Source organism: Bradyrhizobium sp. PMVTL-01 (assembly GCF_051861855.1).
Classification (GTDB): Bacteria; Pseudomonadota; Alphaproteobacteria; order Rhizobiales; family Xanthobacteraceae; genus Bradyrhizobium.
Genome location: NZ_CP193982.1, coordinates 4,033,297 through 4,057,969 on the forward strand (window position 1 = coordinate 4,033,297; position 24,673 = coordinate 4,057,969).

Annotated in this window: 22 protein-coding genes and 1 pseudogene; 16 read left to right on the forward strand and 7 right to left on the reverse strand. The window is 64.8% G+C overall.

From position 1 onward, the window contains the following. The first annotated feature begins 117 nt into the window (after window positions 1-117). The 8 genes from ACRQ5Q_RS19435 (at window position 118) to recO (ending at window position 7,725) form a co-directional block, all read left to right on the forward strand. Window positions 118-2,403, forward strand: coding sequence for a RelA/SpoT family protein (locus tag ACRQ5Q_RS19435; RefSeq protein ID WP_439368579.1), 2,286 nt, complete (start codon window positions 118-120; stop codon window positions 2,401-2,403). Between the two features lie 45 nt (window positions 2,404-2,448). Then, the gene (locus ACRQ5Q_RS19440) at window positions 2,449-3,201 is read left to right on the forward strand and encodes a pyridoxine 5'-phosphate synthase (protein ID WP_439368578.1); all 753 of its coding nucleotides are present in this window, start codon (window positions 2,449-2,451) and stop codon (window positions 3,199-3,201) included. Next, on the forward strand, window positions 3,198-3,617 hold the full coding sequence (gene acpS / locus ACRQ5Q_RS19445) for a holo-ACP synthase (RefSeq protein ID WP_439399525.1): 420 nt from the start codon (window positions 3,198-3,200) through the stop codon (window positions 3,615-3,617). Before ACRQ5Q_RS19440 ends, acpS begins: the two co-directional genes overlap by 4 nt. Before the next feature lie 248 nt (window positions 3,618-3,865). Then, the gene (gene lepB, locus ACRQ5Q_RS19450) at window positions 3,866-4,630 is read left to right on the forward strand and encodes a signal peptidase I (protein ID WP_283025868.1); all 765 of its coding nucleotides are present in this window, start codon (window positions 3,866-3,868) and stop codon (window positions 4,628-4,630) included. Next, on the forward strand, window positions 4,627-5,508 hold the full coding sequence (rnc, locus tag ACRQ5Q_RS19455; protein ID WP_439399527.1) for a ribonuclease III: 882 nt from the start codon (window positions 4,627-4,629) through the stop codon (window positions 5,506-5,508). Before lepB ends, rnc begins: the two co-directional genes overlap by 4 nt. Further along, window positions 5,498-6,424: a GTPase Era gene (gene era / locus ACRQ5Q_RS19460; protein ID WP_439368573.1), complete on the forward strand. Its 927-nt coding sequence runs from the start codon at window positions 5,498-5,500 to the stop codon at window positions 6,422-6,424. Before rnc ends, era begins: the two co-directional genes overlap by 11 nt. Before the next feature lie 21 nt (window positions 6,425-6,445). Further along, window positions 6,446-6,826, forward strand: a complete 381-nt coding sequence (locus tag ACRQ5Q_RS19465) for a hypothetical protein (RefSeq protein ID WP_439399529.1) — start codon at window positions 6,446-6,448, stop codon at window positions 6,824-6,826. Window positions 6,827-6,972: 146 nt separating this feature from the next. Beyond that, entirely contained in the window at window positions 6,973-7,725 is a 753-nt protein-coding gene (gene recO, locus ACRQ5Q_RS19470) for a DNA repair protein RecO (protein WP_439399835.1), read from the forward strand. Between the two features lie 295 nt (window positions 7,726-8,020). Here recO and ACRQ5Q_RS19475 read toward each other — a convergent pair whose 3' ends face one another. Continuing rightward, a complete protein-coding gene (locus ACRQ5Q_RS19475) occupies window positions 8,021-8,227 on the reverse strand; it encodes a hypothetical protein (RefSeq protein WP_439399531.1) in 207 nt (68 codons plus the stop codon). Window positions 8,228-9,546: 1,319 nt separating this feature from the next. Between ACRQ5Q_RS19475 and ACRQ5Q_RS19480 the strand changes: the two genes are divergently transcribed. Then, window positions 9,547-9,780, forward strand: coding sequence for a DUF6894 family protein (locus ACRQ5Q_RS19480; RefSeq protein ID WP_439399533.1), 234 nt, complete (start codon window positions 9,547-9,549; stop codon window positions 9,778-9,780). 298 nt (window positions 9,781-10,078) lie between these two features. On the opposite strand, the gene ACRQ5Q_RS19485 is transcribed toward ACRQ5Q_RS19480, so the two are convergent. Both ACRQ5Q_RS19485 and ACRQ5Q_RS19490 read right to left on the reverse strand, forming a co-directional pair. Continuing rightward, a complete protein-coding gene (locus ACRQ5Q_RS19485; RefSeq protein ID WP_439399535.1) occupies window positions 10,079-10,264 on the reverse strand; it encodes a hypothetical protein in 186 nt (61 codons plus the stop codon). A 1,392-nt stretch (window positions 10,265-11,656) separates the two neighbouring features. Then, a complete protein-coding gene (locus ACRQ5Q_RS19490; protein WP_439399836.1) occupies window positions 11,657-12,664 on the reverse strand; it encodes a helix-turn-helix domain-containing protein in 1,008 nt (335 codons plus the stop codon). 313 nt (window positions 12,665-12,977) lie between these two features. Here ACRQ5Q_RS19490 and ACRQ5Q_RS19495 point away from each other — a divergent pair, with 313 nt between their 5' ends. The 5 genes and pseudogenes from ACRQ5Q_RS19495 to ACRQ5Q_RS19515 all read left to right on the forward strand — a co-directional run. Beyond that, window positions 12,978-13,967: a formylglycine-generating enzyme family protein gene (locus tag ACRQ5Q_RS19495; RefSeq protein ID WP_439399537.1), complete on the forward strand. Its 990-nt coding sequence runs from the start codon at window positions 12,978-12,980 to the stop codon at window positions 13,965-13,967. Between the two features lie 247 nt (window positions 13,968-14,214). Next, entirely contained in the window at window positions 14,215-16,473 is a 2,259-nt protein-coding gene (gene parC / locus ACRQ5Q_RS19500) for a DNA topoisomerase IV subunit A (protein ID WP_439399539.1), read from the forward strand. 233 nt (window positions 16,474-16,706) lie between these two features. After that, on the forward strand, window positions 16,707-16,895 hold the full coding sequence (locus tag ACRQ5Q_RS19505; protein WP_439368562.1) for a hypothetical protein: 189 nt from the start codon (window positions 16,707-16,709) through the stop codon (window positions 16,893-16,895). A 4-nt stretch (window positions 16,896-16,899) separates the two neighbouring features. Beyond that, on the forward strand, window positions 16,900-18,444 hold the full coding sequence (locus ACRQ5Q_RS19510) for a GMC family oxidoreductase (protein WP_439399541.1): 1,545 nt from the start codon (window positions 16,900-16,902) through the stop codon (window positions 18,442-18,444). A gap of 230 nt (window positions 18,445-18,674) precedes the next feature. Next, window positions 18,675-18,857, forward strand: a pseudogene (locus tag ACRQ5Q_RS19515) (L-2-amino-thiazoline-4-carboxylic acid hydrolase); the annotation flags it as partial. Here ACRQ5Q_RS19515 and chrA read toward each other — a convergent pair. Together chrA and ACRQ5Q_RS19525 are read right to left on the reverse strand one after the other, a co-directional pair. Further along, window positions 18,854-20,239: a chromate efflux transporter gene (gene chrA / locus ACRQ5Q_RS19520; protein WP_439368559.1), complete on the reverse strand. Its 1,386-nt coding sequence runs from the start codon at window positions 20,237-20,239 to the stop codon at window positions 18,854-18,856. The pseudogene ACRQ5Q_RS19515 and the gene chrA sit on opposite strands and share 4 nt — an antisense overlap. After that, entirely contained in the window at window positions 20,239-21,057 is an 819-nt protein-coding gene (locus ACRQ5Q_RS19525; RefSeq protein ID WP_439368557.1) for a chromate resistance protein ChrB domain-containing protein, read from the reverse strand. The genes chrA and ACRQ5Q_RS19525 overlap by 1 nt, the downstream gene beginning before the upstream one ends. A gap of 203 nt (window positions 21,058-21,260) precedes the next feature. Between ACRQ5Q_RS19525 and dmeF the strand changes: the two genes are divergently transcribed. Together dmeF and ACRQ5Q_RS19535 are read left to right on the forward strand one after the other, a co-directional pair. Continuing rightward, window positions 21,261-22,214: a CDF family Co(II)/Ni(II) efflux transporter DmeF gene (gene dmeF, locus ACRQ5Q_RS19530; RefSeq protein ID WP_439368556.1), complete on the forward strand. Its 954-nt coding sequence runs from the start codon at window positions 21,261-21,263 to the stop codon at window positions 22,212-22,214. A gap of 88 nt (window positions 22,215-22,302) precedes the next feature. After that, window positions 22,303-23,133, forward strand: a complete 831-nt coding sequence (locus ACRQ5Q_RS19535) for an N-acyl homoserine lactonase family protein (protein WP_439399543.1) — start codon at window positions 22,303-22,305, stop codon at window positions 23,131-23,133. Between the two features lie 8 nt (window positions 23,134-23,141). On the opposite strand, the gene ACRQ5Q_RS19540 is transcribed toward ACRQ5Q_RS19535, so the two are convergent. After that, a complete protein-coding gene (locus tag ACRQ5Q_RS19540; RefSeq protein ID WP_439368554.1) occupies window positions 23,142-23,333 on the reverse strand; it encodes a hypothetical protein in 192 nt (63 codons plus the stop codon). 31 nt (window positions 23,334-23,364) lie between these two features. After that, a complete protein-coding gene (locus ACRQ5Q_RS19545; protein WP_439368553.1) occupies window positions 23,365-24,522 on the reverse strand; it encodes an MFS transporter in 1,158 nt (385 codons plus the stop codon). Between the last annotated feature and the right edge of the window lie 151 nt (window positions 24,523-24,673).

The following is a 24,673-nucleotide window of genomic DNA, read 5'->3' on the forward strand; positions in this document are numbered from 1 at the left end:
CCATAGTGTTGTCGGTTGGCGCCGCGCACCTGTCACCGAATTGATCGGACGCGCACGCGATCGGAGCTAGGATGTATACAACGGGTCGCTTCATGGCCCGTTTGAAGGCAGGACGGCATGGCATATCGGCGCCGGAGATCAACGCAGATGCAGGCCGCAACCGAATCGGTTGCCATGGCCCCGACTGCGCCGGTGATGCGCCCGGCAAGGCCGCGCGCGCGCATGATGCGCCAATATGACCTCGTCGAGCGCGTCAGGTCCTACAATCCCAACACCAACGAAGACCTGCTGAACCGCGCTTATGTCTACGCCATGAAGGCGCACGGCTCGCAGACGCGGGCCTCGGGCGATCCGTATTTTTCGCACCCGCTGGAAGTCGCGGCGATTCTCACCGACCTCAAGCTCGACGATGCCACCATCGTGGCCGCGCTGCTGCACGACACCATCGAGGACACCGAAGCGACGCGGGCCGAGATCGACCAGATCTTCGGGCCCGAGATCGGCGCGCTGGTCGAGGGCCTGACCAAGCTGAAGCGGCTGGAGCTGGTGTCGCGCGAGGCCAAGCAGGCCGAGAACCTGCGCAAATTGTTGCTGGCGATTGCCGACGATGTCCGCGTGCTGCTGGTCAAGCTCGCCGACCGTCTGCACAACATGCGCACGCTGGAATTCGTGCCGACGGAATCACGCCGGCGCATCGCCGAGGAGACGCTCGACATCTATGCGCCGCTCGCGGGCCGCATGGGCATGCAGGAAATGCGCGAGGAGCTGGAGGATCTGTCCTTCCGCACGCTCGACCCCGAGGCCTATTCGGTGGTGATGCAGCGGCTCGATGCGCTCGCCGAGCGCAACCGTAACCTGATCGGCGAGATCGAGGACCAGCTCTCCAACAATCTGCGCCACCGGGGCCTGGGGGCGCGGGTCTACGGCCGCCGCAAGAAGCCGTTCTCGATCTGGACCAAGATGGAGCGCAAGTCGATCGGCTTCGAGCAATTGTCGGATATCTTCGGCTTTCGCGTCGTCGTGAACGACGTCGAGGCGTGCTACCGCGCGCTCGGCATCGTTCACACCACCTGGCCGGTCGTGCCGGGCCGCTTCAAGGACTACATCTCGACGCCCAAGCAGAACGACTACCGCTCGATCCACACCACCGTGATCGGCCCGGGCAACCAGCGCGCCGAGCTCCAGATCCGCACCGAGGAGATGGACCAGATCGCCGAGCGCGGCATCGCCGCGCACGTTTTCTACAAGGAAGGCGCGGGCTCGCCGACCGAATACCTCAAGCGCGAATCCAACGCGTTCGCCTGGCTGCGCCACACCGTCGGCATCCTGTCGGAGAGCGCCAATCCCGAGGAATTCCTCGAGCACACCAAGCTCGAGCTGTTCCACGACCAGGTGTTCTGCTTCACCCCCAAGGGCAAGCTGATCGCGCTGCCGCGCCATGCCAACGTGATCGACTTCGCCTATGCCGTGCATACCGACGTCGGCAACAGCGCCGTCGGCTGCAAGATCAACGGCAAGTTCGCACCATTGTCCTCGGAGCTGCAGAACGGCGACGAGGTCGAGGTGCTGACCTCCGAGGCGCAGTCGGCGCCGCCATCCGCCTGGGAGACGCTCGCGGTCACCGGCAAGGCGCGCGCCGCGATCCGCCGCGCCACGCGCACCGCCGTGCGCGACCAATATGTCGGTCTCGGCCGGCGCATCGTCGAGCGCCTGTTCGAGCGTGCCAAGATCGAATACGCCGACGACAAGCTCAAGGGCGCGCTGCCGCGGCTGGCGCGCACCTCGATCGAGGACGTCATGGCGGCCGTGGGCCGCGGCGAGATCAAGGCCTCGCACGTCGCGCGCGCGATGTACCCCGACTACAAGGAGGAGCGCGTCGCCCGCTACGGCATCAAGAAGGGCCTCGCCGCCAAGCCCAAGGAGAAGTCGTCCGAGCCGCCGCGCAGCCCGGTCGCGATCCCGATCCGCGGCATCAATTCCGACCTGCCGGTGAAGTTCGCGCCGAACGGCGGCGCGGTGCCTGGCGACCGCATCGTCGGCATCGTCACCCCGGGCGAAGGCATCACGATCTATCCGATCCAGGCGCCGGCCCTGAAGGATTTCGAGGAGGAGCCGGAGCGCTGGCTGGATGTGCGCTGGGACATCGAGGACACCGCGCCGCAGCGCTTCCCCGCCCGCATCAAGGTCGAGAACGTCAACGAGCCAGGCGCGCTGGCGCAGATCGCGACCGTGATCGCCGAGCACGACGGCAACATCGACAATATCAGCATGCAGCGCCGCTCGCCCGATTTCACCGAGACGACGATCGACCTGGAAGTCTACGACCTGAAGCACCTGAGCGCGATCCTGGCGCAGCTGCGCGCCAAGGCGGTCGTCGCCCGCGTCGAACGTGTTAATGGATAGACGTCTCTCGCATGCGTCTGTCCCTCTGATTTCGTGAGTCCTGAAATGCCCGCAACCCCGCTCCGCCTCGGCGTCAATATCGACCACGTTGCAACCGTGCGTAACGCGCGCGGCGGCCGCCATCCCGATCCGGTGCGCGCTGCGCTGCTGGCGATCGAGGCCGGCGCCGACGGCATCACGGCGCACCTGCGCGAGGATCGCCGGCACATCCGCGACGAGGACATGGCGCGGCTGAAGGCGGAAATCTCCAAGCCGCTCAATTTCGAGATGGCTGCGACCGACGACATGGTGCGGATCTCGCTGGCGACCAAGCCGCATGCGGTGTGCCTGGTGCCGGAGCGGCGCCAGGAGGTAACGACCGAAGGCGGGTTGGATGTGGTCGGGCAGCACCATGCGCTCGCGCCCTATATCGCGCGGCTGAGCGATGCCGGCATCCGCGTCTCGCTCTTCGTCGCCGCCGATCCGGCGCAGATCGAGATGGCGGCGCGCCTGCGCGCGCCCGTGATCGAGATCCATACCGGCGCCTGGTGCGATGCCGTCGTCGATGGCCATACCGACAAGGCCGCGGCCGAATGGCAGCGGATCGTGGCGGGGGCGAAGCTGGCGAAGGACGCGGGGCTGGAAGTCCATGCCGGCCATGGGCTGGACTACGCCACGGCCGAGACGATCGCGGCGTTGCCGGAGATCATGGAGCTCAACATCGGCTACTACATGATCGGCGAAGCGCTGTTCGTGGGCCTTGCCGAGACGGTGCGCAGCATGCGCGCTGCGATGGACCGCGGCCGGAGCCGGGCATGATCATCGGCATCGGCTCCGACCTGATCGACATCACCCGCGTGGCCAAGGTGATCGAGCGCCATGGCGAGCGCTTCCTCGACCGCATCTTCACCGCGGCCGAGCGGGCAAAGGCGGAGCGGCGGGCCAAGAACGAGAAGATGGTGGTGGCGACCTATGCCAAGCGCTTCGCCGCCAAGGAGGCCTGCTCCAAGGCGCTCGGCACCGGCATCAGGCGCGGCGTCTGGTGGCGCGATATGGGGGTGGTCAACCTGCCGGGGGGGCGGCCGACCATGCAACTCACCGGCGGGGCCCTGGCCCGGCTTCAGGCCCTGACGCCGGAGGGATTCGAGCCGAGGATCGACGTGTCGATCACCGACGACTGGCCGCTCGCGCAGGCCTTCGTCGTCATTTCCGCCGTGCCGCTGGCCAAGCCCTGACCGTTTGGTGGCCCTATTTAAAATTCGTGCTGCAAATCAATAGCTTGGGCAGTTTCAGTGCGATCCTTGATTGCGTGGCTCCCGACAACCGTCTAAAAGTCCGCCGACGCAATCAGGCGGGCGAATTCGGCTTTACGCCGGAATTGGCCCTCATTATCAGAATCAGGACAATCTCCTTGCGCCGCGAACCGATGGGCCGTTCGCGGGAGGAGGGCGCTCTGTGATCGCCGGCCGGAATTGAGAGAGCAATGAGCGTGACTTCGGGAACGAAAACTGAGAGCGGCGTCGGCGAAACGATCCGGGTCGTGATCCATGCTCTCCTGATCGCGCTCGTGATCCGCACCTTCCTGTTCCAGCCGTTCAACATTCCCTCGGGGTCGATGAAGGCGACGCTGCTGGTCGGCGACTATCTCTTCGTCTCGAAATATTCCTACGGCTATAGCCACTACTCGATCCCGTTCTCGCCGCCGCTGTTCTCGGGGCGGATCTGGGGCTCGGACCCGAACCGCGGCGACATCGTCGTGTTCCGCCTGCCCAAGGACGACTCCACCGACTACATCAAGCGCGTCATCGGCCTTCCCGGCGACCGCATCCAGATGCGGGACGGCCTGCTCTACATCAACGATACCCCGGTCGAGCGTCAGCGCATGAGCGAATATGTCGGCGAGGATCCGTGCGGCTCGGAAGGCGGCGGCATCTCCCGGGTGAAGCGCTGGAAGGAGACGCTGCCGAATGGCGTCTCCTATGAGACGCTGGACTGCGCCGACAACGGCTACATGGACAACACCAACGTCTACACCGTGCCGGCCGGCCACTTCTTCATGATGGGCGACAACCGCGACAACTCGACGGACAGCCGCTTCCTCGGCCAGGTCGGTTACGTGCCGCAGGAGAATTTGATCGGTCGCGCCCAGATGATCTTCTTCTCGATCGCCGAAGGCGAGCATGCCTGGATGTTCTGGCGCTGGCCGTGGGCGGTGCGCTGGAACCGCTTCTTCAAAATCGTCCGATGAAAGACGAAGCCAAGGACATCACGACCGAACCGATCGACGCGCAAGCCGTCCCCGACGGCGAAGCTGCCGCCAAGACGCTTGCGACCAAGACACCTGAAACGAAGACTCCTGAAACGAAGACTCCTGAAACCAAGAAGCCCGCGAAGAAGAAGCGGGCGCGGAGCAGCAAGGCCAAGGCGGCGGACGCGAACGCCGCGCTCGAGGCGCGCATCGGCCACGGCTTCACTGATCCGAACCTCTTGATGCAGGCGATCACGCATGTCTCGGCGCTGAAGTCCGGACGCAAGCGCGGCGACAGCTATCAGCGGCTCGAATTCCTCGGCGACCACGTGCTCGGTCTGGTCGTGTCTGACATGCTCTATCATGCTTTCCCGAATGCCGATGAGGGTGAGCTGTCCAAGCGGCTCGCCGAGCTCGTGCGCAAGGAGAGCTGCGCGGACGTCGCCAAGTCGCTCGGCCTGCTCGACGATATCAAGCTCGGCTCGGTCGGCCCCAGCGCCGATGCGCGCCTACGCAAATCCATCCTCGGTGACATCTGCGAGGCCGTGATCGGCGCCATCTTCCTGGACGGCGGCCATGCCGCGGCGGCCGAGTTCGTCAGGCGCAACTGGACCGAGCGCATGCACAAGCCGCGGCGCCCCCTGCGCGATCCCAAGACGGTTCTGCAGGAATGGGCGCAGGGCAAGGGGCTGCCGACGCCGGTCTACCGCGAGGTCGAGCGCACCGGCCCGCATCACGATCCGCAATTCCGCGTCGCCGTCGATCTGCCGGGCCTGGCGCCTGCCGAAGGCGTCGGCGGCAGCAAGCGCGCGGCAGAGAAGGTGGCGGCCTCGGTGATGATTGAACGTGAAGGCGTTGGCGGCGGCAATGACGGCTGAAGCAAGCGGCGAGGCGCCTGCCGCAACGCGCTGTGGCTTCGTCGCGCTGATCGGCGCGCCCAATGTCGGCAAGTCCACACTGGTCAACGCGCTGGTCGGGGCCAAGGTCACCATCGTCTCGCGCAAGGTGCAGACCACGCGCGCGCTGATCCGCGGCATCGTCATCGAAAACAACGCGCAGATCATCCTGGTCGACACGCCCGGCATCTTCTCGCCCAAGCGCCGGCTCGACCGCGCCATGGTGTCGACCGCCTGGAGCGGGGCGCACGACGCCGACCTCGTCTGCGTGCTGCTCGATGCCAAGACCGGGATCGACGAGGAGGCCGAGGCGATCCTCGCCAAGGCGGCCAGCGTCAACCACGAGAAGATCCTCGTCATCAACAAGGTCGACCTGGTCCAGCGCGACAAGCTGCTGGCGCTGGCGCAGGCCGCCAACGAGCGCATGAAGTTCGCCAAGACCTTCATGATCGCGGCGATCTCGGGCGACGGCGTCGACGACATCCGCACGGCGCTCGCCGAGATGGTGCCGCCGGGCCCGTTCCTCTACCCCGAGGACCAGATGTCGGACGCGCCGATGCGGCAGCTGGCGGCCGAGATCACGCGTGAGAAGATCTATCAGAAGCTGCACCAGGAATTGCCCTACCAGTCCACGGTCGAGACCGACAAATGGGAGGAGCGCAAGGATCATTCGGTGCGGATCGAGCAGACAATCTTCGTCGAGCGCGAAAGCCAGCGCAAGATCGTGCTCGGCAAGGGCGGCGCCACCATCAAGTCGATCGGCGCGGACTCGCGCAAGGAGCTGATGCAGATCCTGGACGTGCCGGTGCATCTGTTCCTGTTCGTCAAGGTGCGCGAGAACTGGGGTGACGATCCCGATCGCTACCGCGAAATGGGCCTCGACTTCCCCAAAGAGTAACCAAGAAAAGATCGATCACCGATGAGCTTGCCCGCCAACGTCCAGCGCTTCGAGGCGCTGCTCTATGCATCGTTGATGCTGGATGCCGTCTCGGTTGCCGTGCAGGACCGCACGCCCAACGTCGAGATGACCGAGCAGATGATCATGACGGCGACCCTGCTCGCCGGCGGCATGATCCTGCTTCTCGTCTATTTCGTCTGGCTGGCCGCGCGGTGGCGCAAGAACTGGCCGCGATGGGTGCTGGCGGCAGCGCTCGTACTGTCGGTGATCTCGCTCGGCCAGATCATCGGCGAGAAGGGCATGGAGCTCGATAGTGCCATCGAGATCGTCTCGTGCGTGCTGACGGCGATGGGCTTGTATTTCTCCTTCACCGGCGACGCCCGGGGCTGGTTCAACGCGTGACGTCTTGCGCGATGCCGCAGGGTTGGCAAAGGCGCGCCTTGCCGCGCCGCGCCCACCGCAATCGCCAATGTTCCGTGAATGAAAATTGGTGGGCACGCTTCGCTTTGCCTACCCCACGATAGCCCGAATTGCGCTACACTTATCCCATGGAATGGACCGACGAAGGCATCGTGCTGGGCGTGCGCCGGCATGGCGAGAGCAGCGCCATCGTCGAGCTGCTGACGCGCGCGCACGGCCGGCATCTCGGCCTCGTGCGCGGTGGCGCCAGCTCGCGGCTGCGGCCGCTGCTGCAGCCCGGCAACAGCGTCAGTGCGGTGTGGCGGGCACGGCTCGACGAGCATCTCGGCACCTACGCCATCGAAGGGCTGAAGCTGCGGGCGGCCACGCTGCTGGGATCGTCCCATGGGGTCTATGGTGTCACCCATCTCGCCTCGATCGCGCGGCTCCTGCCGGAGCGCGATCCGCATGAGAAGATCTTTGCGCTGCTCGAACATTCGCTCGATGATTTCGACGACATCGGCAGTGCGGCGGTGCATCTCATTCACTTCGAGCTGGCGATGCTCGCCGAGCTCGGCTTCGGGCTCGCGCTGGAGAATTGCGCGGTGACCGGCGAGACCACCGACCTGATCTACGTCTCGCCCAAATCCGGCGGGGCGGTCTCGCGCGGCGCGGGCGAGCCGTGGCGCGACCGGCTGCTGCGGCTGCCGCCGTTCCTGCGGCATGGCGAAACCGCGAGCGAACTCACCGAGCAGGATCTCCAGGACGGATTCCGGCTCACCGGCCTGTTCCTGCTGCGCCACGTGCTGGAGCCACGCGGGCAGGGCCATTCCGACGCCCGCGCCGGCTTCATCAATGCGCTGCTACGGCAGCAGGCGAGGGCAGTGATTTCGGGGCCATGATGCCTGGGGCACGGAGTTGCCCGGAACAACGGGGTAAGCCCAAAATCTTGATCAGAGGACTCGCGCATTCGGCGGCGCTGTTTGCCTTTGCGCCGGACGCGACGGCTGGCGAGCCGCAACCTGGCCTGTTTCGCCGCGCCTCCTGCACGCTCGTGCTGTACTATTTGGCGAAATACTCCGCGGCGGCCGCAGAGGCGTGGGCGCGCTCCCACGGCGCGGAAGCGCAGCGGGCGAGCGACGGCGCTGGAGAGGAGTGGCTCATCACCTTGGGAACCTGCCCGTCAGGTCATGTACGTCACTCGCGTTCAGAAGCGGGGGCCGATCGCGCAATGGCCTTGGCCGCGTCAGCATGCGACGCCTTCTCGGCTCGCCGCTCGTAGTCGTCGGCGAGAGCCTTAAGCTGGCCCGCAATCACTCGGTCGGTCATGGATTGGGCAGCGCGGAACAAGCTCTGTGCTGCTGTTAAGTATTCCTTGCCTCGTTGTGAAATCTGGGAAGTCATCAAGCCCTCGCTCGATTCTCTGGCGCCTGGTCCAAAGCGATTCGAAGCCAGGATAGCCAATTGCGATCATTTTCCCGGCGAGCTCTGAAGCGATCGACGCACTTCCTGGAACAGAGAGAGGTTCGCCACGAGTGGTGCCGGACGAGTCCAAATTTGCCATCACAAACCGCGCATCGTGCGGCTCTGCCAGATCCACCGCTTGCGTTAGTAGGGCTGCCACTCATGAGTTCCCTCCTCAGGGGTTGCAATGACCAACATGTGGCTCAAACCATACTGAAGGGCGACATTTCTATCTGTGACGGAAATCACGCGTGGCAATGCCAACGCGCTCACGGGCCGCGTGTTCGATGTCATCAACGGAATGCTCCACATGCTCGCGCCCATCGCACGCAACAAAGACCGCCGCTGCCGGCAGGCGCAAGGGTAGCCCAAGACCAGGACAGAGGGCCGCCGATGTCGACCGCAACAAGGCTTTTCCGCATGCTGCCGGTCAAGATGTCGTGGAACGCTGTCCAGTCCGCCGCGGCGTGCAGCCGCGCCACCATCGCGAAGATAGCCAGGCAAAGGGCCGCTGCGTGACTCCGGGGAGGCAGAGGAAGCAATTTTCGGGATTGTGAGCGCCGTCACGGACGATTGGGGTTGATCTGCTCATGGTCCAGTTCATGCCTGCATGATGCAGTCCTAGAACCATAAAAGGCGGCGAGGAAGACAGATGAACCTGAACTACATTTTCAGTCCTATCATCTTCGCGATCGGAGCGCTGTGCTTCGTGGCGTTCATAACCAACCTAAGGCCGCCACTGCATCACTCCGAAACGGCCGTCGGTTCTATTTACGGCCGCGGGTAGCGAGTAGAATAGCCGATAAATGTAGAGATGCTCGGACGGACCTCAGCGGGTCAAGGGCGGGGCAATTCAGCCCCGCCACTATAATGAGATAGAGTTCCGAGCCTCTTCCGTCGCGTTTGCAGGCACTGCGAGATGATGCCGCGTTCTGTTGCTGTCTCTGCCAGCAATGCGCCGCTTCAGCAGCAGCGGGCCGGTCGAGCCCGACGGGACGTGGGTACGATACACAGCTGCCGCGGAGCTTCGGCTACCGACCCGGCAGGCACCGCTGACGCCCGCCATTGGTCTAACGCTGACGTTGGATCATGTCTTGTCCGCCGATGTGTGGTGTGCGTGATTTGAGGCCGGACCGATCACGGCTCGGCGAGGCGGCCAAGCCGCACATGTGCGGATGATCACGGACAATCCCTTGCAGCCTAGTATGACTCCGACATGCAGGGTCGAGCTTGCTCACCGATGTTGCAAGGAGGCGTACATGGCTCAGGTTTATTTTCATTGCTCGAACGCTAAGGGCGTACTGATGGATCGTCGCGGTACATTCGTATCCGACTTGATCGAGGCGTGTGAAGAGGCCACCCGCAGGGTGCAGTCCCTCATCACCGCCACCAACCTGGAAGATTGGCGTCAGTGGGCCCTGCATGTCAGCGATGAGGCCGGCGACGAGATCTTCGTTCTGCCATTCGCGTTCGTGCTCGGCAGGCCGCACTGAGAGGATGCCGTGCTGTCGGAGCTGCCATCATTCACACTTCTGCGGCAGAGGGTGAATGCGATCGCGACAGCAATCATCCGGCGCGCCTTCGCCGGAGCGATGCTCGCCCGACGGCAGTTCCGTCGCAGCCCGGACACAATCTCAAGAACAGCTTGCGGCTCCAAACTGTACATTGGGAAAGGCCACGCAAAGCTCTCGCCTCCCAGAGTCGTGCAGCGCCTCTCTGATAGTTTGCGGATTAGGTGGAGCAGCCGAGCCAGTCGCGGCCGCAGGAGCGTGCGTTGGCGCTGCGCCGGCATCACAGCAGTCGCGGACGTCGCGCCGCGAGCAAGCAGCACTTCGGAATCGCGGCGCTCCAAAGTCGCGCGCCATCAGCCGCCTCGGTCTCGACCGCCTTGCCGATCAGGAGATTGATCGGAACGTCTTGTCCGCTGCCGCAGCTCAACAGTCCCGCGCCGATGATCCAGATGCGACGATGCGGCATTGATCCTCGTCCATGATCAACGTGCCTTCCAGCCGCCGGGACGAAACTTTCAGCTGCATGCGCGCCTGCTTCTGCTCTAAGCCATTGACGCTACACGGGCCAACCCGGCGCAGCGTGATCGTCCCTGAATAGTCTGCACCGAGACGAGTAACCGCATTCGCTAGATTACCCGTTATTTCCCAGTCGTGCAGATAGCCGATCTGCCCGCCGGGCGAGTAGGGCTGTGCTCTAGCGCCAGGCTCCGCCGATTGCGCGAGAGTGTCGCTCCGCGATCTCGTCTGCACACTTCACGGTGTGTCCGGGACACTCTCGATTGAAGCTCGACACAACAATAGCCATCCGACCGTGACCGGATCGGAACACTCTCCAGACGCGCTCAAGGAGTGCGCCGAGTGCTCCGCGCGAGCGGTCTCTTCTACGCACCTGCCAATCAGCTCGAGTATCAGACAACATCCGCTCGAGTGCGTCGCTCTGAGGTCAGCTGCGTTCGAAGACTTTGGCGCCAGGGTAAATCCTCCGGGCGTACGTTACGACCAGCTCCCGGTCCTGAGTCTCAACGAAGGGGGTTCGGAGCTGGCACGATCCGACGACGAGGTGCCACAGGCCATTAAGTCTTTTAATCACGACGTTCATAGTGTGCTTCCTCAAAGAACAGCAAACAACTGATAGGCGCGACAATCTTACAAGTCGTACGCTAGGGCCGTGATCCTAATCACATGTTGCAAGACGCGCGTGCTTGTTGGCTGCCTTGCGGCCCGATAGTTGACCGGCTTCTTGTTGAGAAGCCCGACGACCGCCGCTCGGCCCCATTGATCACCAGCGGGCGTCCGAATCCGCTAGAACATGGACGCGTCGATTTGTGCAGCATAGACGCGCTGAGAGCGCGGGCCGAGAGCACCGACCCTACCCGCCGCCCCAATCTAGGCAGCCATCAGCCAATTTAATTCTCGAAGTTCCCGTGACGCGCATCACGGTCATTGACCTTGCGATCGGCTATCCCGGGCGTGAGTTGGAAAGCACGCTGCTGAGCCAACCGTCGCTATTCATTGAACCTCGGAGGCTAAATGACTCGGATTAGGATTTCCCATAGCTGGCGGACCATTCGCGGTGCGCATATCCGTATCGTCCACCGGCGTAAGGTCGCGCGTAAGTCGGTTACAAGCACTCTCCGATCTGCATGTCAGGGAGCGGCGACCTTCGGCGACGAAAGGGCCACCACAGGGATGAAGGTATCGCCGGCATCGTGACGCCGTCCTGCTGGGGGGCGACGGCAGTTGGGCCGCCTCGCTAGGGCGGCCTCTTTTGTTTCCATTTGCCGCAGCCGGGGAGTAGCCCGCTAGAAGGAGCCGATCGATCCTCAACTGGACAAAGTCGCGCGATCCGCTCGTCGCTTCATCTGTCAAAGAGGATGGAGGTTGCCTGAGCGTGCCCATCGTCCGAGTGAGTGGATGATGTGGCTCCCAGGGTTTGTGAGGGACGCTCGCCGAACATCATCGAATAATACTGCGAGAAGCGCCCGAGCTCGTAGAAGCCCTGCTGCATCGCGACCGTCGCCACGGTGGTCGAACCCGGCCTGCTCTTGCGCAAGATGGAGTGAATGGCGCACAGCCGCTTGTGGCGCAGGAAGGTGACGGGGCCGAGCCCGAATACCTCTTGAAAGGCACGATGCAGAGTGCGTCGCGACACCATGAACGCGGCGCATATTTCCGAAACATGCACCGGGCGCGTGCCAGCCCGGTCAAGATACTCCTCGACTTTGCGGATGAGCCGTCTTGCAGAACGAAGTCTGCCGCTATCATCGGGCGGCAGCGACGACATCACGTTGGCAGCCATGCATTCGACGATCGATCGTTTCCAGAAATCGGCCGTCGAGGGCGTCAGGCCGTCCTTGTGGGCGCTCAGATGGGACATGATCCGGACCAGGCGACGCGAGGCCACCGCGCCGGTCGCGAGGTCCGCCCGGAAATGACCGCGCTTGCGCCATGTGTCGGGATCGCTCAGACGCCCCTCTCCGCCGAACAGCGCCGCCACTTCATCGAGATCGAACCGCATGGCCGCATAAGCGGACGCGCCGTGGAAGACGCCGTCATGCTCGAGCAGCGGCGGGATCACGAGCACGTCGTTGAGCTGCATGTCGAAGGACCAATGGGCAACGCGCCGCTCGGCCGCCAGCAGCATCCCGATGATCAGCTTGTCGTCGCTCGAGGTGCGCTGCGTGCGCATTCCGATGTTGAAGGCGCCGATGCTGAGCGAGAAATCGCCGATGCCGACATGGGACAGCGTCCCGCGTAGCCGCCCGCGTCCGAGCTGCATGACGTCGACGTGAGAGCCGTGCACGGCCTGGTGCAGGCCCTCGAAATCGTCGAGCTTCCGTGAATCAACCAGAAGAGACTGCGACATGGTCGTACACTTGTCTTGAAGCGCGACATTTGTGCGGCAGGGACAAATGAAATACCACCATAACGCGAAGAGGTGCTGTGAATTGAGTTCGCGTTTTGATCCTACTGATCGAATGCGACGCGAGACAAATCCGGCGTTAGGAGGGGTGAATTGAGCGGATATGAGGCGTTGCATCGCCCGATCCCGGCTATCGCCGCGGCGTGCTGGCACAATCTGCACATCACAGTCGCCGCAACTCCGGATACCCTTTGCAACCTAAGCGATATGAGTCGAAACGCGCTGCGGATCGCGGCGGGAAGGGGTGGTGTGCTGCATGCTGCGGGCCGATCTGGATCACTGCGAGTGGTTGCCGGACGACATGAAGACCGGCGAGATGGTCTTCATTCCCGGCGGCACCTTCCGGATGGGATCCGATCACCATTATCCCGAGGAAGCGCCGAGCCATCGTGTCTGCGTCGACGGTTTCTGGATCGACCGCACGCCGGTGACCAACCGGCAGTTCAAGAAGTTCGTCAACGCCACCGGCCAGGCGCAGGTGTCGCTGATCTCGAGGACTATCCCGGTGCGCTCAGGGAGATGCTCTACGCCGGCTCGCTGGTATTCTCGGCGCTGCCGCGCATCACGGATCTTGCCGACTGGAGCCAGTGGTGGTCCTTCATGCGCGGTGCCGTTTGGCGCCATCCTTACAGCCCGGCCGCGATATCAAGGGACTCGACGACCACCCGGTCGTGCACGTCTCCTCTATGGGCGCCGGGCGGGCAAGGACCTGCCCACCGAAGCGGAGTGGGAGTTCGCTGCGCGCGGCGGGCTCGACGGCGAGGAGTTTGCCTGGGGTGATGCGCCGATGCCGGGCGGCAGGCACATGGCCAACGTCTGGCAGGGAAACTTCCCTGTCCAGAACGTCGGCGAGGATGGGTTCGAGCGTACCTCGCCGGTCATGGCCTTTCCGCCGAACGGCTACGGCCTCCACGACATGATCGGGAACGTCTGGGAGTGGACCTCGGACTGGTGGTCGTCGCGGCATCCGGCCGAAGCGGCGAGGCCCTGCTGCATTCCGAGAAATCCGCGTGGCGGCGACGAGGAGGCAAGCCACGACCCGAGCCTGCCGGACATCAGGATTCCGCGAAAGGTGCTGAAGGGCGGCTCGCACCTCTGCGCGCCGAATTGCTGCCGCCGGTATCGCCCGGCGGCGCGGCATGCCGAGGCGATCGATACTTCGACCAGCCATGTCGGCTTCCGCTGCGTGGTGCGGTCGCCGCTCGGCATTCGGGAGGCGGCGCCAGGCCGGCATCCGAGACGATAGCGCACTGGGCGAGGCTTTCATCGCAGGCGCTGGGGAGCGTATGCGAGGGGGCCACGACAGACCGCCCGGAGCGGCGGCGGGCGCCCTGTGGATAACTCGTGCCATGGCCCTGACGCGGGGCAGGGGCGCATGTCGCGGCCCAGCCTGCTATATATCCGCCCGAATCGCGCCCCAGCGGGGGAGAATTGGCCAGGTTTTTGGGGAATTGCCCGAGGCCCAGCCGGAAGTCTTTGAAAGTAAAGGCCATATGGGCAAACGAATAATTCCGCCGGAAGAGCCGGCCGAAATCCATGAGGTGCCGCTGCGGGAAGCGCTGGAAGAGCGCTATCTCGCCTATGCGCTGTCCACCATCATGCACCGTGCGCTGCCGGACGCGCGCGACGGCCTGAAGCCGGTGCACCGGCGCATCCTCTACGGCATGCGCCTCCTCAGGCTCGACCCCGGCACGGCGTTCAAGAAGTCCGCCAAGATCGTCGGCGACGTGATGGGCTCGTTCCATCCGCACGGCGACCAGGCGATCTACGACGCCATGGTCCGCCTCGCACAGGATTTCTCCTCGCGCTATCCGCTGGTCGACGGCCAGGGCAATTTCGGCAATATCGACGGCGATAACCCCGCCGCCTACCGCTACACCGAAGCGCGCATGACCGACGTCGCGCGGCTTCTCCTCGAAGGCATCGACGAGGACGGCGTCGAATTCCGCGCCAATTACGACGGCCAATCGAAGGAGCCGGTGGTTCTGCCCGGCGGCTTCCCGAACCTGCTCGCCAACGGCGCGCAAGGCATCGCGGTGGGCATGGCGACCTCGATCCCGCCGCACAACGCCGCCGAGCTCTGCGACGCCGCGCTGCATCTGATCGAGAAGCCCGACGCGAAGTCCAAGGCGCTCTTGAGGTGGGTCAAGGGCCCGGATTTCCCGACCGGCGGCATCATCGTCGATTCCAAGCAGGCGATCGCTGAAGCCTACACCACAGGCCGCGGTTCGTTCCGCGTCCGCGCCCGCTGGGAGCAGGAAGAGGGCGCGCGCGGCACCTGGGTCGTCGTCGTCACCGAGATTCCCTTCCTGGTGCAGAAGTCGCGCCTGATCGAGAAGATCGCCGAGCTGCAGGATCAGAAGAAGCTGCCGCTGGTCGGCGACGTCAGGGACGAGTCGGCCGAAGACGTCCGCATCGTTATCGAGCCGAAGTCGAAGAACGTCGATCCCGCCCTGATGATGGAATCGCTGTTTCGGCTGACCGAGCTGGAAAGCAAGATTCCTCTGAACCTCAACGTGCTGATCAAGGGCCGCATCCCCAAGGTGGTGGGGCTCGCGGAGTGCTTGCGCGAATGGCTCGACCATCTGCGCGACGTGCTGATCCGCCGCAGCAACTACCGCAAGACGCAGATCGAGCACCGGCTGGAGGTCCTCGGCGGCTTGCTGATCGCCTATCTGAACATCGACAAGGTGATCAAGATCATCCGCACCGAGGATGAGCCGAAGCCCGAGCTGATGAAGACGTTCAAGCTCACCGAGGTGCAGGCGGAAGCCATCCTCAACATGCGCCTGCGCTCCTTGCGCAAGCTCGAGGAGATGGAGATCCGCACCGAGGACAAGAACCTCCGTGCCGAGCTCAAGGGCATCAACGCACTGCTCGCCTCCGAAGCCGAGCAGTGGAAGAAGGTGGGCGAGCAGATCGGCAAGGTCCGCGACATGTTCGGACCGAAGACGCCGCTCGGCAAGCGCCGCACCACCTTCGCCGACGCACCCGAGCACGATCTCGCCGCGATCGAGGAAGCCTTCGTCGAGCGCGAGCCGGTGACGGTCGTCGTCTCCGACAAGGGCTGGATCCGCACCATGAAGGGGCATGTCGAGGATCTCTCGGGCCTTGCCTTCAAGCAGGACGACAAGCTCGGCTTCGCCTTCTTCGCCGAGACGACCTCGAAGCTGCTGCTGTTCGCCACCAACGGCAAGTTCTACTCGCTCGACGTTGCAAAGCTTCCGGGCGGCCGCGGCCACGGCGAGCCGATCCGCCTCTTCATCGACCTCGAGCAGGAGGCCGCGCCCGTCGCGCTGTTCGTCAACAAGGGCGGACGCAAGTTCCTGATCGCGAGTCACGAGGGCCAGGGCTTCGTCGTCAACGAGGACGATTGCGTCGGCACCACCAAGAAGGGCAAGCAGGTCCTCAACGTCGACATGCCGAACGAGGCGCGCGCGATCACCGAGGTCACAGGCGACACCGTCGCGGTCATCGGCGAGAACCGGAAGATGCTGGTGTTCCCGCTCGACCAGGTGCCGGAGATGGCACGCGGCCGCGGCGTGCGCCTGCAGAAGTACAAGGATGGCGGCCTCTCCGACGTCGCCGTGTTCGAAGCCAAGGCCGGCCTGACCTGGAAGGACTCCGCTGGCCGCGAGTTCAGTGCGACCATGAAGGAGCTCGGGGAGTGGCAGGGCACCCGCGCCGACGCGGGCCGCCTGGCCCCGAAGGGTTTCCCGAAGTCGAACAAGTTCGGCCGCGTGATCGGGTAGGGCGCGGGCCGCCCCTGCCGCCACAATCCCGGTGTCATGCCCCGCGAAGGCGGGGCATCCAGTACGCCGCGGCTTCTCCGCATGCGTCGCTGTCTCTGGAATCTTGGGTCGTGCGGTCAATCTGGGCGACGACGGCGAGAGTGTAGCGCGGACCTGTCTCCTCCATCGTCAATCGTCGGCTCCGGTCCGTTCGTCTACAGCAAGGCCGATCATCCAGGCGCATCACCCCTCTGATGGAAGCGTTTGCCAAGGCCCCCGCCGAGGAGGACCGCAAGAAGATCGCGGGCGAGATTCAAGCCGTGATGTACGATCAGGCGCCCGCAATTCCGTGGAGTCAGTTCGCCCCACCCGTCGCCTATCGCGCGACTTTGCGCGGTCTGATACCGTCCGCCATCCCGGTGTTCTGGAACGTTGAGAAGTAACGCGATGTACGATGTCATTGTTGTCGGCGGCGGGTCCGCTGGTGCCGCGGTGGCCGCACGGCTCTCCGAAGATTGCGCACGCCGCGTCCTGCTGTTGGAGGCCGGTCTCGACTGGCGCGCGGATGAAGCGCCTTGGGAGGTGAGGACGCCCAACCCGATTCCGATCATCCACAAGCGCGAGTACCAGGAGAAATGGCAGTGGCCTGATCTCCTGACGCGCCGCGTGGCAGGGCAGGAGCCGCGCTTCTACTGGCGCGGGAAGGGGCTCGGCGGCTCATCGATGATGAACGGCCAGATTGCTATCCGCGGCGTTACCGAGGCCTTCGACGAATGGGCTGCCAATGGCTGCACCGGCTGGTCGGCGAAGGAAGTGATGCCGCTATTCTCGGTGATCGAGGACGATCTGGAGTTCGGCGACGCCGCAGGCCACGGTCGCGGCGGGCCGCTGCCGGTCTATCGTGCGCCGCCCGAGACATGGGGCCCGATCGATCGCGGCCTGCGCGATGCGGCGCTGGCGAGCGGCTATCCCTGGTGCGCCGACGTCAATGGCCCCGACGGCGAGGGCGTCGCGTGCTATCCCATCAACAGCCGCAACTTGCGCCGCATCACCACCAACGAGGGCTATCTCGAACCCACGCGCAGCCGCGCCAATCTGGAGATCCGCGGGCACGCGCTGGTCGATCGCGTGCTGATCAGCGACGGACGGGCGACCGGCGTCCGCGTGCACATCGAGGGGCAGGGCACCCACGAGATCGGCGCGCGTCAGATCGTGCTGTGTGCCGGTGCGATCCACAGTCCGGCGATCCTGCTGCGCTCGGGCATTGGACCTGCAGAGGAGCTGAAGGCAATGGGCATCGCGGTCGAGCGCGATCTGCCGGTCGGCCGCCACTTCTTCGACCACCCGCTGTTTCGCGCCACCATCCAGCTTCATGAAAATCTGCGGCCGACCGATCCGGATACCCGCCACACCAATTGCTGCGTGACCTATTCCTCGGGCCTCGCCAACGGCGGCAAGCGCGACATGATCCTGATTGCCTTCAACCATCGCGGCATCGGCATGCCGGGTGCGATCGGCGCCGGGCTGTTCAACGCCTACTCGCGCGGCACCCTCAAGCTTGCCTCGACCGATCCGTCGATCGATCCGGTGATCGAGGAGAACATGCTGGCCGATCCCCGCGACATGCTGCGGATGATGGATGCGGTGAAACGCCTCGCCGTGATCACCTCGCAGCCGGCGCTGTCAGGCATCGCCGACTGGATCAGGCTGGCCGATACCGACCTGACGCTGCCCCAGGCAGCTAGCCTGCCCGATCACGAGCTCGATGGGCTGCTTCGGAGAGAGACCGGCGACATCCAGCATGCCGCCGGCAGCTGTCGCATGAGCGGCGCTGGCGAGCCCGATGGCGTGGTCAATCCCGACGGCACCGTGAAGGGGATCAGCGGCCTGCGCGTCGCCGACGCCTCGATCATGCCGTCCGACTGCCGCGCCAACACGCACTTCACGACGGTGGTGATCGGCGAGGCGATCGCACGGATGATGATGCGGTAGTCCTGCCGCGGCGAACTCGCTGATCTCGTCATCCGGAGTGAGGGTGATGGTGCTCGCGGCGACCTCCGTCATTGCGAGCGAAGCGAAGCAATCCAGAAATGCATCCCCGGAGACCGTCTGGATTGCTTCGCTGCGCTCGCAATGACGGAGCAAGTGGGGAGGCCCTCGCTCCCCAATTCACACTTCAAACAGCAATCCTTCCGCAGAGACAGTCTGGATTGCTTCCGCCCTACAAGGCTTGCGGCTTCTGCAAATTCGCGGCGCGCCATGGCGACAAGGACATTCTGCCGAACATTTGCGGGCTTGATTTCGACGCCTATGCGACGAGGGGCATCAATCTGGAGAGGACACAAACGCTCGCCGGCGGCGCGAGACACTGCAATTTCCGGTTCTCGCGGCTGCTCCCGGACTAGATCACCCCCGCCAGCCTTAGCACCACGCCCGCCGCGCAGCTCCCCGCCAGCACCGTGAGCATCCCCAGCTTGAACCGGAAGATCGCGGTCGCGGCCGCGATCGCCAGCAGCAGCGCCGGGATGTCGACGCTGGTCAGCACCGGTCTGTCGAACGCGAACGGGAAGGTGTGCACCGGCACGGTCTCGCGGAACAGCGTGTGCAGCGCGAACCAGATCGAGAGGTTGAGGATCACGCCGACGACCGCGGCGGTGATCGCGCTGAGCGCGCCGGCAAGGCCGGTGTTGCCGCGCAGGCGTTCGATGTAGGGGGCCCCGACGAAGATCCAGAGGAAGCAGGGCGTGAAGGTGACCCAGGTTGCGAGCAGGCCGCCGAGCGTGGCCGCGACCATCGGCGACAGACCGCTCGGATCGCGATAGGCCGCCATGAAGCCCACGAACTGCAGCACCATGATCAGCGGGCCCGGCGTGGTCTCGGCCATGCCCAAGCCGTCGAGCATCTCGTGCGGCTTCAGCCAGTGATAATGCTCGACCGCCTGCTGGGCGACATAGGCCAGCACCGCATAGGCGCCGCCGAAGGTGACGAGCGCCATCTTCGAGAAGAACAGCGCGATCTGGCTGAACACGTTGGCCTGTCCGAGCGCGGCGAGCAGCGCGATCACCGGCACCAGCCAGAGCGCCAGCCACAACGCGCCCACGCGGATCGCGCGGCCGGTGTCGGGTTTGACGTGATCGGGCACGGCGTCCCCGAGCATGCTGTCGATCAGGGCGCTGCTGCCGCCATGACCGTGACCGGCCGGGGCAAATTCCGGACGGCCTTGCCGCGCGCCGATATATCCGATCACGCCGGCGGCGATGATGATGATCGGGAAGGGGACGGCGAAGAAGAAGATTGCGACGAAGGCGATTGCCGCGAGCGCGATCATGATGTGGTTCTTCAGCGCGCGCTTGCCGACGCGCACCACGGCCTCGACCACGATGGCGAGCACGGCGGCCTTGAGGCCGAAGAACAGCGCCTCGATGAAGCTGACATTGCCGAAAGCCGCGTAGATGTAGCTCAAGGCCATGATGGCGATGATGCCGGGCAGGATGAACAACCCGCCCGCCATCAGCCCGCCGGCGGTGCGATGCATCAGCCAGCCGACATAGGTCGCCAGTTGCTGCGCCTCAGGCCCCGGCAGCAGCATGCAATAGTTCAGCGCATGCAGGAAACGGCCCTCGGAGATCCACTTCTTCTCCTCGACCAAAATACGGTGCATTACCGCGATCTGGCCCGCTGGGCCGCCAAAGCTCAGGCAGGCGACGCGCAGCCAGACACGGAAGGCCTCGTTGAAGCTGATGCCGTGACCGGCATCAGCTTCCGTTTGATCGGCGCGAATATCCATTACGCCTTCACCTTGTTGGTCGGCCAGTTGTGGGTCTCGGCCGTCGCATCGCGACACCAGCGGTAGAACGCGTCGTAGAGCGTCATGCCGGCCTCGAGCTGCTCGAGATCGTCATCGTACATCCGCGACAGCCCGAGCGAGGCCGCGAGCAGGCCGGGTGCCTCCGGCGCCAGATCGGGCCGCGCGGTGTCGGCGCCGCGCACCAATGTCGCGAGGTGGAGCAGGGCCGGCGTCGCAATGCCGAACTCCTCGATCATGACATCGAAGGTGCAGAGCTCGCCGCGGTGGCTCCAGAACACGTTCTCGACGTCGAAGGGGGCTGCGCCAAAGCGCTCGCCGACGGCGACCACCTCGGACGGCGCCACATACAGGAACACCGCGTTGGGATCGACGAAGCGGCGGATCAGCCAGGGACAGGCGATGCGATCGACCTTCGGCCGCGCCCGCGTGACCCAGACCGTGCGTCCCCTGGCATCGCGCGGCGGCAGCTTGCGCGTGTCGAGCAGCGGCAGCTTGGCCTCCTTCCAACCCTCGAAGCCGCCATCGAGCGTCTCGGCCTCAATGCCGAGCTGCCTCAGCCAGGCGGCCGTGCCCTGCGCGAGCTTGGCGCCGCGCAGGCAGGAAACGATGGCCGAGCGGCCGGCAAATTCGCCGCCCCATTCCGCAACGGTCTCGTGGCTGCGTCTGATGGAGCCGGGAATCAGCCGCCGGTCGGCGGCAAAATCCTCCTCCGTGCGGACGTCGATCAGGACAGGAGCATTGGCCGTGCCGATCAGGCGCGCCAATTTGTCGGATGATATGGTCGTGAAAGTAGACATGTTGATGCGTCCTCGTAGGAACTGAACGGGACGCGATACTTGGGCATGTCGCCTCGTGGGGAGATCGCTCAAATCCCCATGGGCTGATTACAGCGAAACTAGGCAGAACTGTCAATCGCCGGTTTCACCGGCATTTACGTTAGAAAGATATGCTTCCGGGGCCTATATTGGCCCTCGGATTCCGTTTTCCGGAGATTTGACCGATGCACTCCCATTCCATCGAGCAGTGGACTCATGACCACGCCTTTCTCGGCGAGAAGCACGACGAGAACGAGCGGCGCACCTGGCTGGTGGTTGTGCTGACGCTGGTCATGATGGTCGGCGAGATCGTCGCCGGCTCGCTGTTCGGCTCGATGGCGCTGCTGGCCGACGGCTGGCACATGGGGACACATGCGGCGGCGCTCGGCATTGCCGCCTTCGCCTACCGCTTCGCGCGGCGACATCTGGGGAATGCGCATTTCACCTTCGGCACCGGAAAGTTCGGCGATCTCGCCGCCTTCTCGAGCGCCATCATCCTCGGAGTGATCGCGGTCGAGATCGCCTATGAGAGCGTGCTGCGGCTGATCACGCCGGTGCCGATCGTCTATGGCGAGGCGATCGCGGTCGCCGCGCTGGGGCTGTGCGTCAATCTCGCCAGCGCGTGGCTGCTGCGCGACAGCCACGACCATCACCGTCACGGCCATGACCATGACCGCAGCCATGCGCATCATGATCATGATCATCACCACCATCATCACGACAACAACCTCCGTGCCGCTTACGTCCACGTCATGGCGGACGCGGCGACCTCGGTGCTGGCGATCGGCGCCCTCGTGGTCGCGATGTATTCGGGCTGGGTCTGGGCCGATCCGGCCGTGGGCCTGATCGGCGGCGTGGTAATAGCGAGCTGGGCGTTCGGCCTGATCAAGGCGTCAGGCGCGGTCCTGCTCGACGTGCGCGCCGACGAGAAGCTGGAACGGGTGATCCGGACCCGCATCGAGGTTGGCGAGGATCGCGTCACCGATCTGCATCTCTGGCAGGTCGGCCCCGGTCATTGCGCCGTGCTGGTGTCGGTGGTGTCGGACAAGCCGAAGCAGCCGGCCGCCTACAAGAAGCGGCTCGCCGGGCTGAAGGGCCTCAGCCACGTCACGGTCGAGGTCGAGACCTGCCCGCATTGACGTGATCGGCGGCCGCGGAATTCTGCGGTGTGGCCGGGGTTGATCCTCGGTCGCAGCTTCCCAAACGCTTGCTAAGGAGGGACCACGGATGACGTCCAGGATCAAGCTCGCTTTCGCCGCCGCCGCTTTCGCCTTGCTCAGTCATGCAGCGATTGCGCAGTCGGAGAAGGCCGGCGTCGAAAGGCTCTACGTCCTCAATTGCGGCGAGGGCACTGCCGGCGACATCTCGCGCTGGACGCCCGGCATCAACGAGGGCAAGACGATGGACTTCGTCGACAGCTGCTACCTCGTCAAGCATGCCAATGGCTGGTTCCTGTGGGACACCGGCATCGCCGATGCGGTCGCTTCCATGCCCAACGGCCTGGTACCGGCCGACCCCAAGGCCGTGACCTGGCGCCGGCCGAAGACACTCGCCGCCCAGCTCGAGCAGATCGGCCTCAAGCCCGATGACATCAAGGCCATGGCCGTCTCGCACACGCACCCGGACCATTCAGGCAATGTCGAGCTGTTCCCGCAGGCGACACTCTATGTGCAGAAGGCCGAATATGACTGGCCCGGTGCCAACAACGAGCCGCGCTTCAAGGCGTCGCATCCGGTCGAGCTGCTCGCAGGCGACAAGGACGTCTTCGGCGACGGCAGCGTGACCATCCTGTCGACGCCCGGCCACACGCCGGGGCACCAGTCGCTGCTGGTGAAGCTGCCCAAGACCGGCGCGGTGGTCCTCTCCGGCGACGCCGTCCATTTCAAGGACAATTGGGACAACCGCCGCGTGCCCAGCATGAACGTCAACAAGGAGATGAGCGCGGCCTCGATGCAGAAGATCGCCGACACCGTCACCAGGGAGAAGGCGCAGCTCTGGATCAACCACGACAAGGCCCAGCGCGACAGCCAGAAGATGGCGCCCGAGTTTTACGACTGACGCTTGAATCAGCTCTTCGGCGCGGTCGCTGCGGGCGGACTTGCTTCGGGGGTCTTCTTCGGCTTCAGCGTGCCGGCATAGAACGACAGCAGCCACACCAGGAGGACGGCGAGGAGATAGACGCCCCAGGCCTGCGGCGGCGTGGTCGCCCAGCGCAAGAGGCCCTTCAAGGTGCGGGGCGGACTGTTGTCATTGGTCATGGCCCGCTTGTGCGCGAAAGCGGCAGTGCAGTCAATTCGGCCGCCGCTCGGCGCGGATCAGGAACAGCGCCGCCAGCGCCGAGAGGCTGAGCGCGGACGACACGATCAGCACCTTGGCGCCCATGACGTCGATCAGCAGGCCGAACACAAGGGGCGCCACCGCCTGCGCCATCCGCGCCGGCGCGCCGATGATGCCGAGGCGGTAGCCGAAATCCTTGGGGCCGAAGATGGATAGCGGCAGCGTGCCGCGGGCGATCGTCAGGATGCCGTTGCCGGAGCCATGGAACAGCGCAAAGGCGCTTGCGGCGGCACCGCCAAAGATGGCGACGACGGCAGCGCCGATCGGATGGGTGAGGCAGGCGAGCCGCGTCGACCACAGCGGATGAAATCGGCTCAGAACGCTCGCTTCGAGGATGCGGGCCACCACTTGCGCCGGGCCGATCAACGCGCCGGCCGCGATCGCCTCGACATGGGTCGCGCCCGTTGCCTCCACAATGCGCGGAAAATGCACGGCCATCGCGCCGGTGACGGTCCAGACCGCGGCGAAGACGAAGGCGAGCAGGATCATGGTGCGATCGAGCGGCAGATGCGGCTTTTCGGCGGTCGCTGCCGCCTGCCTCGCGCCCTTGATCGCGGGCAGCATGAAGAAGTTGAGCGGCAGGCCGATCAGGATGTTGGCGGCGGCCCAGGCAAAGCAGGTCTCGCGCCATCCGATATGGGCAAGGCCCCAGGCGGTAAGCGGCCAGCCGACCGTGGAGGCAAAGCCCGCCATCAGCGTGATGCCGGTGATGGGCCGGCGCGCCTCGGTGCCGTAGATGCGGCCGAGCGCGGCGAAGGCGGCATCATAGAGACCCATCGCCATGCCGATGCCGAGCACGAGCCAGGCGATCGCCATCACGGCGACGGACTGCGAGACGCCGAGCAGGACGAGGCCGGCGGCGATGGTGAGGTTGGAGACCGACAGCACCTGCCGCCCGCCGACGAGATCGATCTGCCGCCCGATGCGCGGGCCGAGCATCGCCGAGATCACCAGCGAGGCCGAGAACGCGCCGAAGATCCAGTTGGAGGACATGCCGAGGTCGTGCGCCATGGGATCGGCAAGCAGCGCCGGCAGGTAGTAGCTGGACGCCCAGGCCAGCGTCTGCGTGGTGCCGAGCGCCAGGATGATCGGAAGCTGGCGCTGGCTCATCCGCGCGTGCTCTCGATTCTGGCCGACAACGTCATCATCGCAAGCATTTGCCGCCCGCGTCGCGAACGCGTCAACCGCAGCTGCGGCATATTCGACCTGCGCGGGACGGGGAACCTTACGCTCGGCCCGCGCGAGGCTTGCGCCTTTCGCT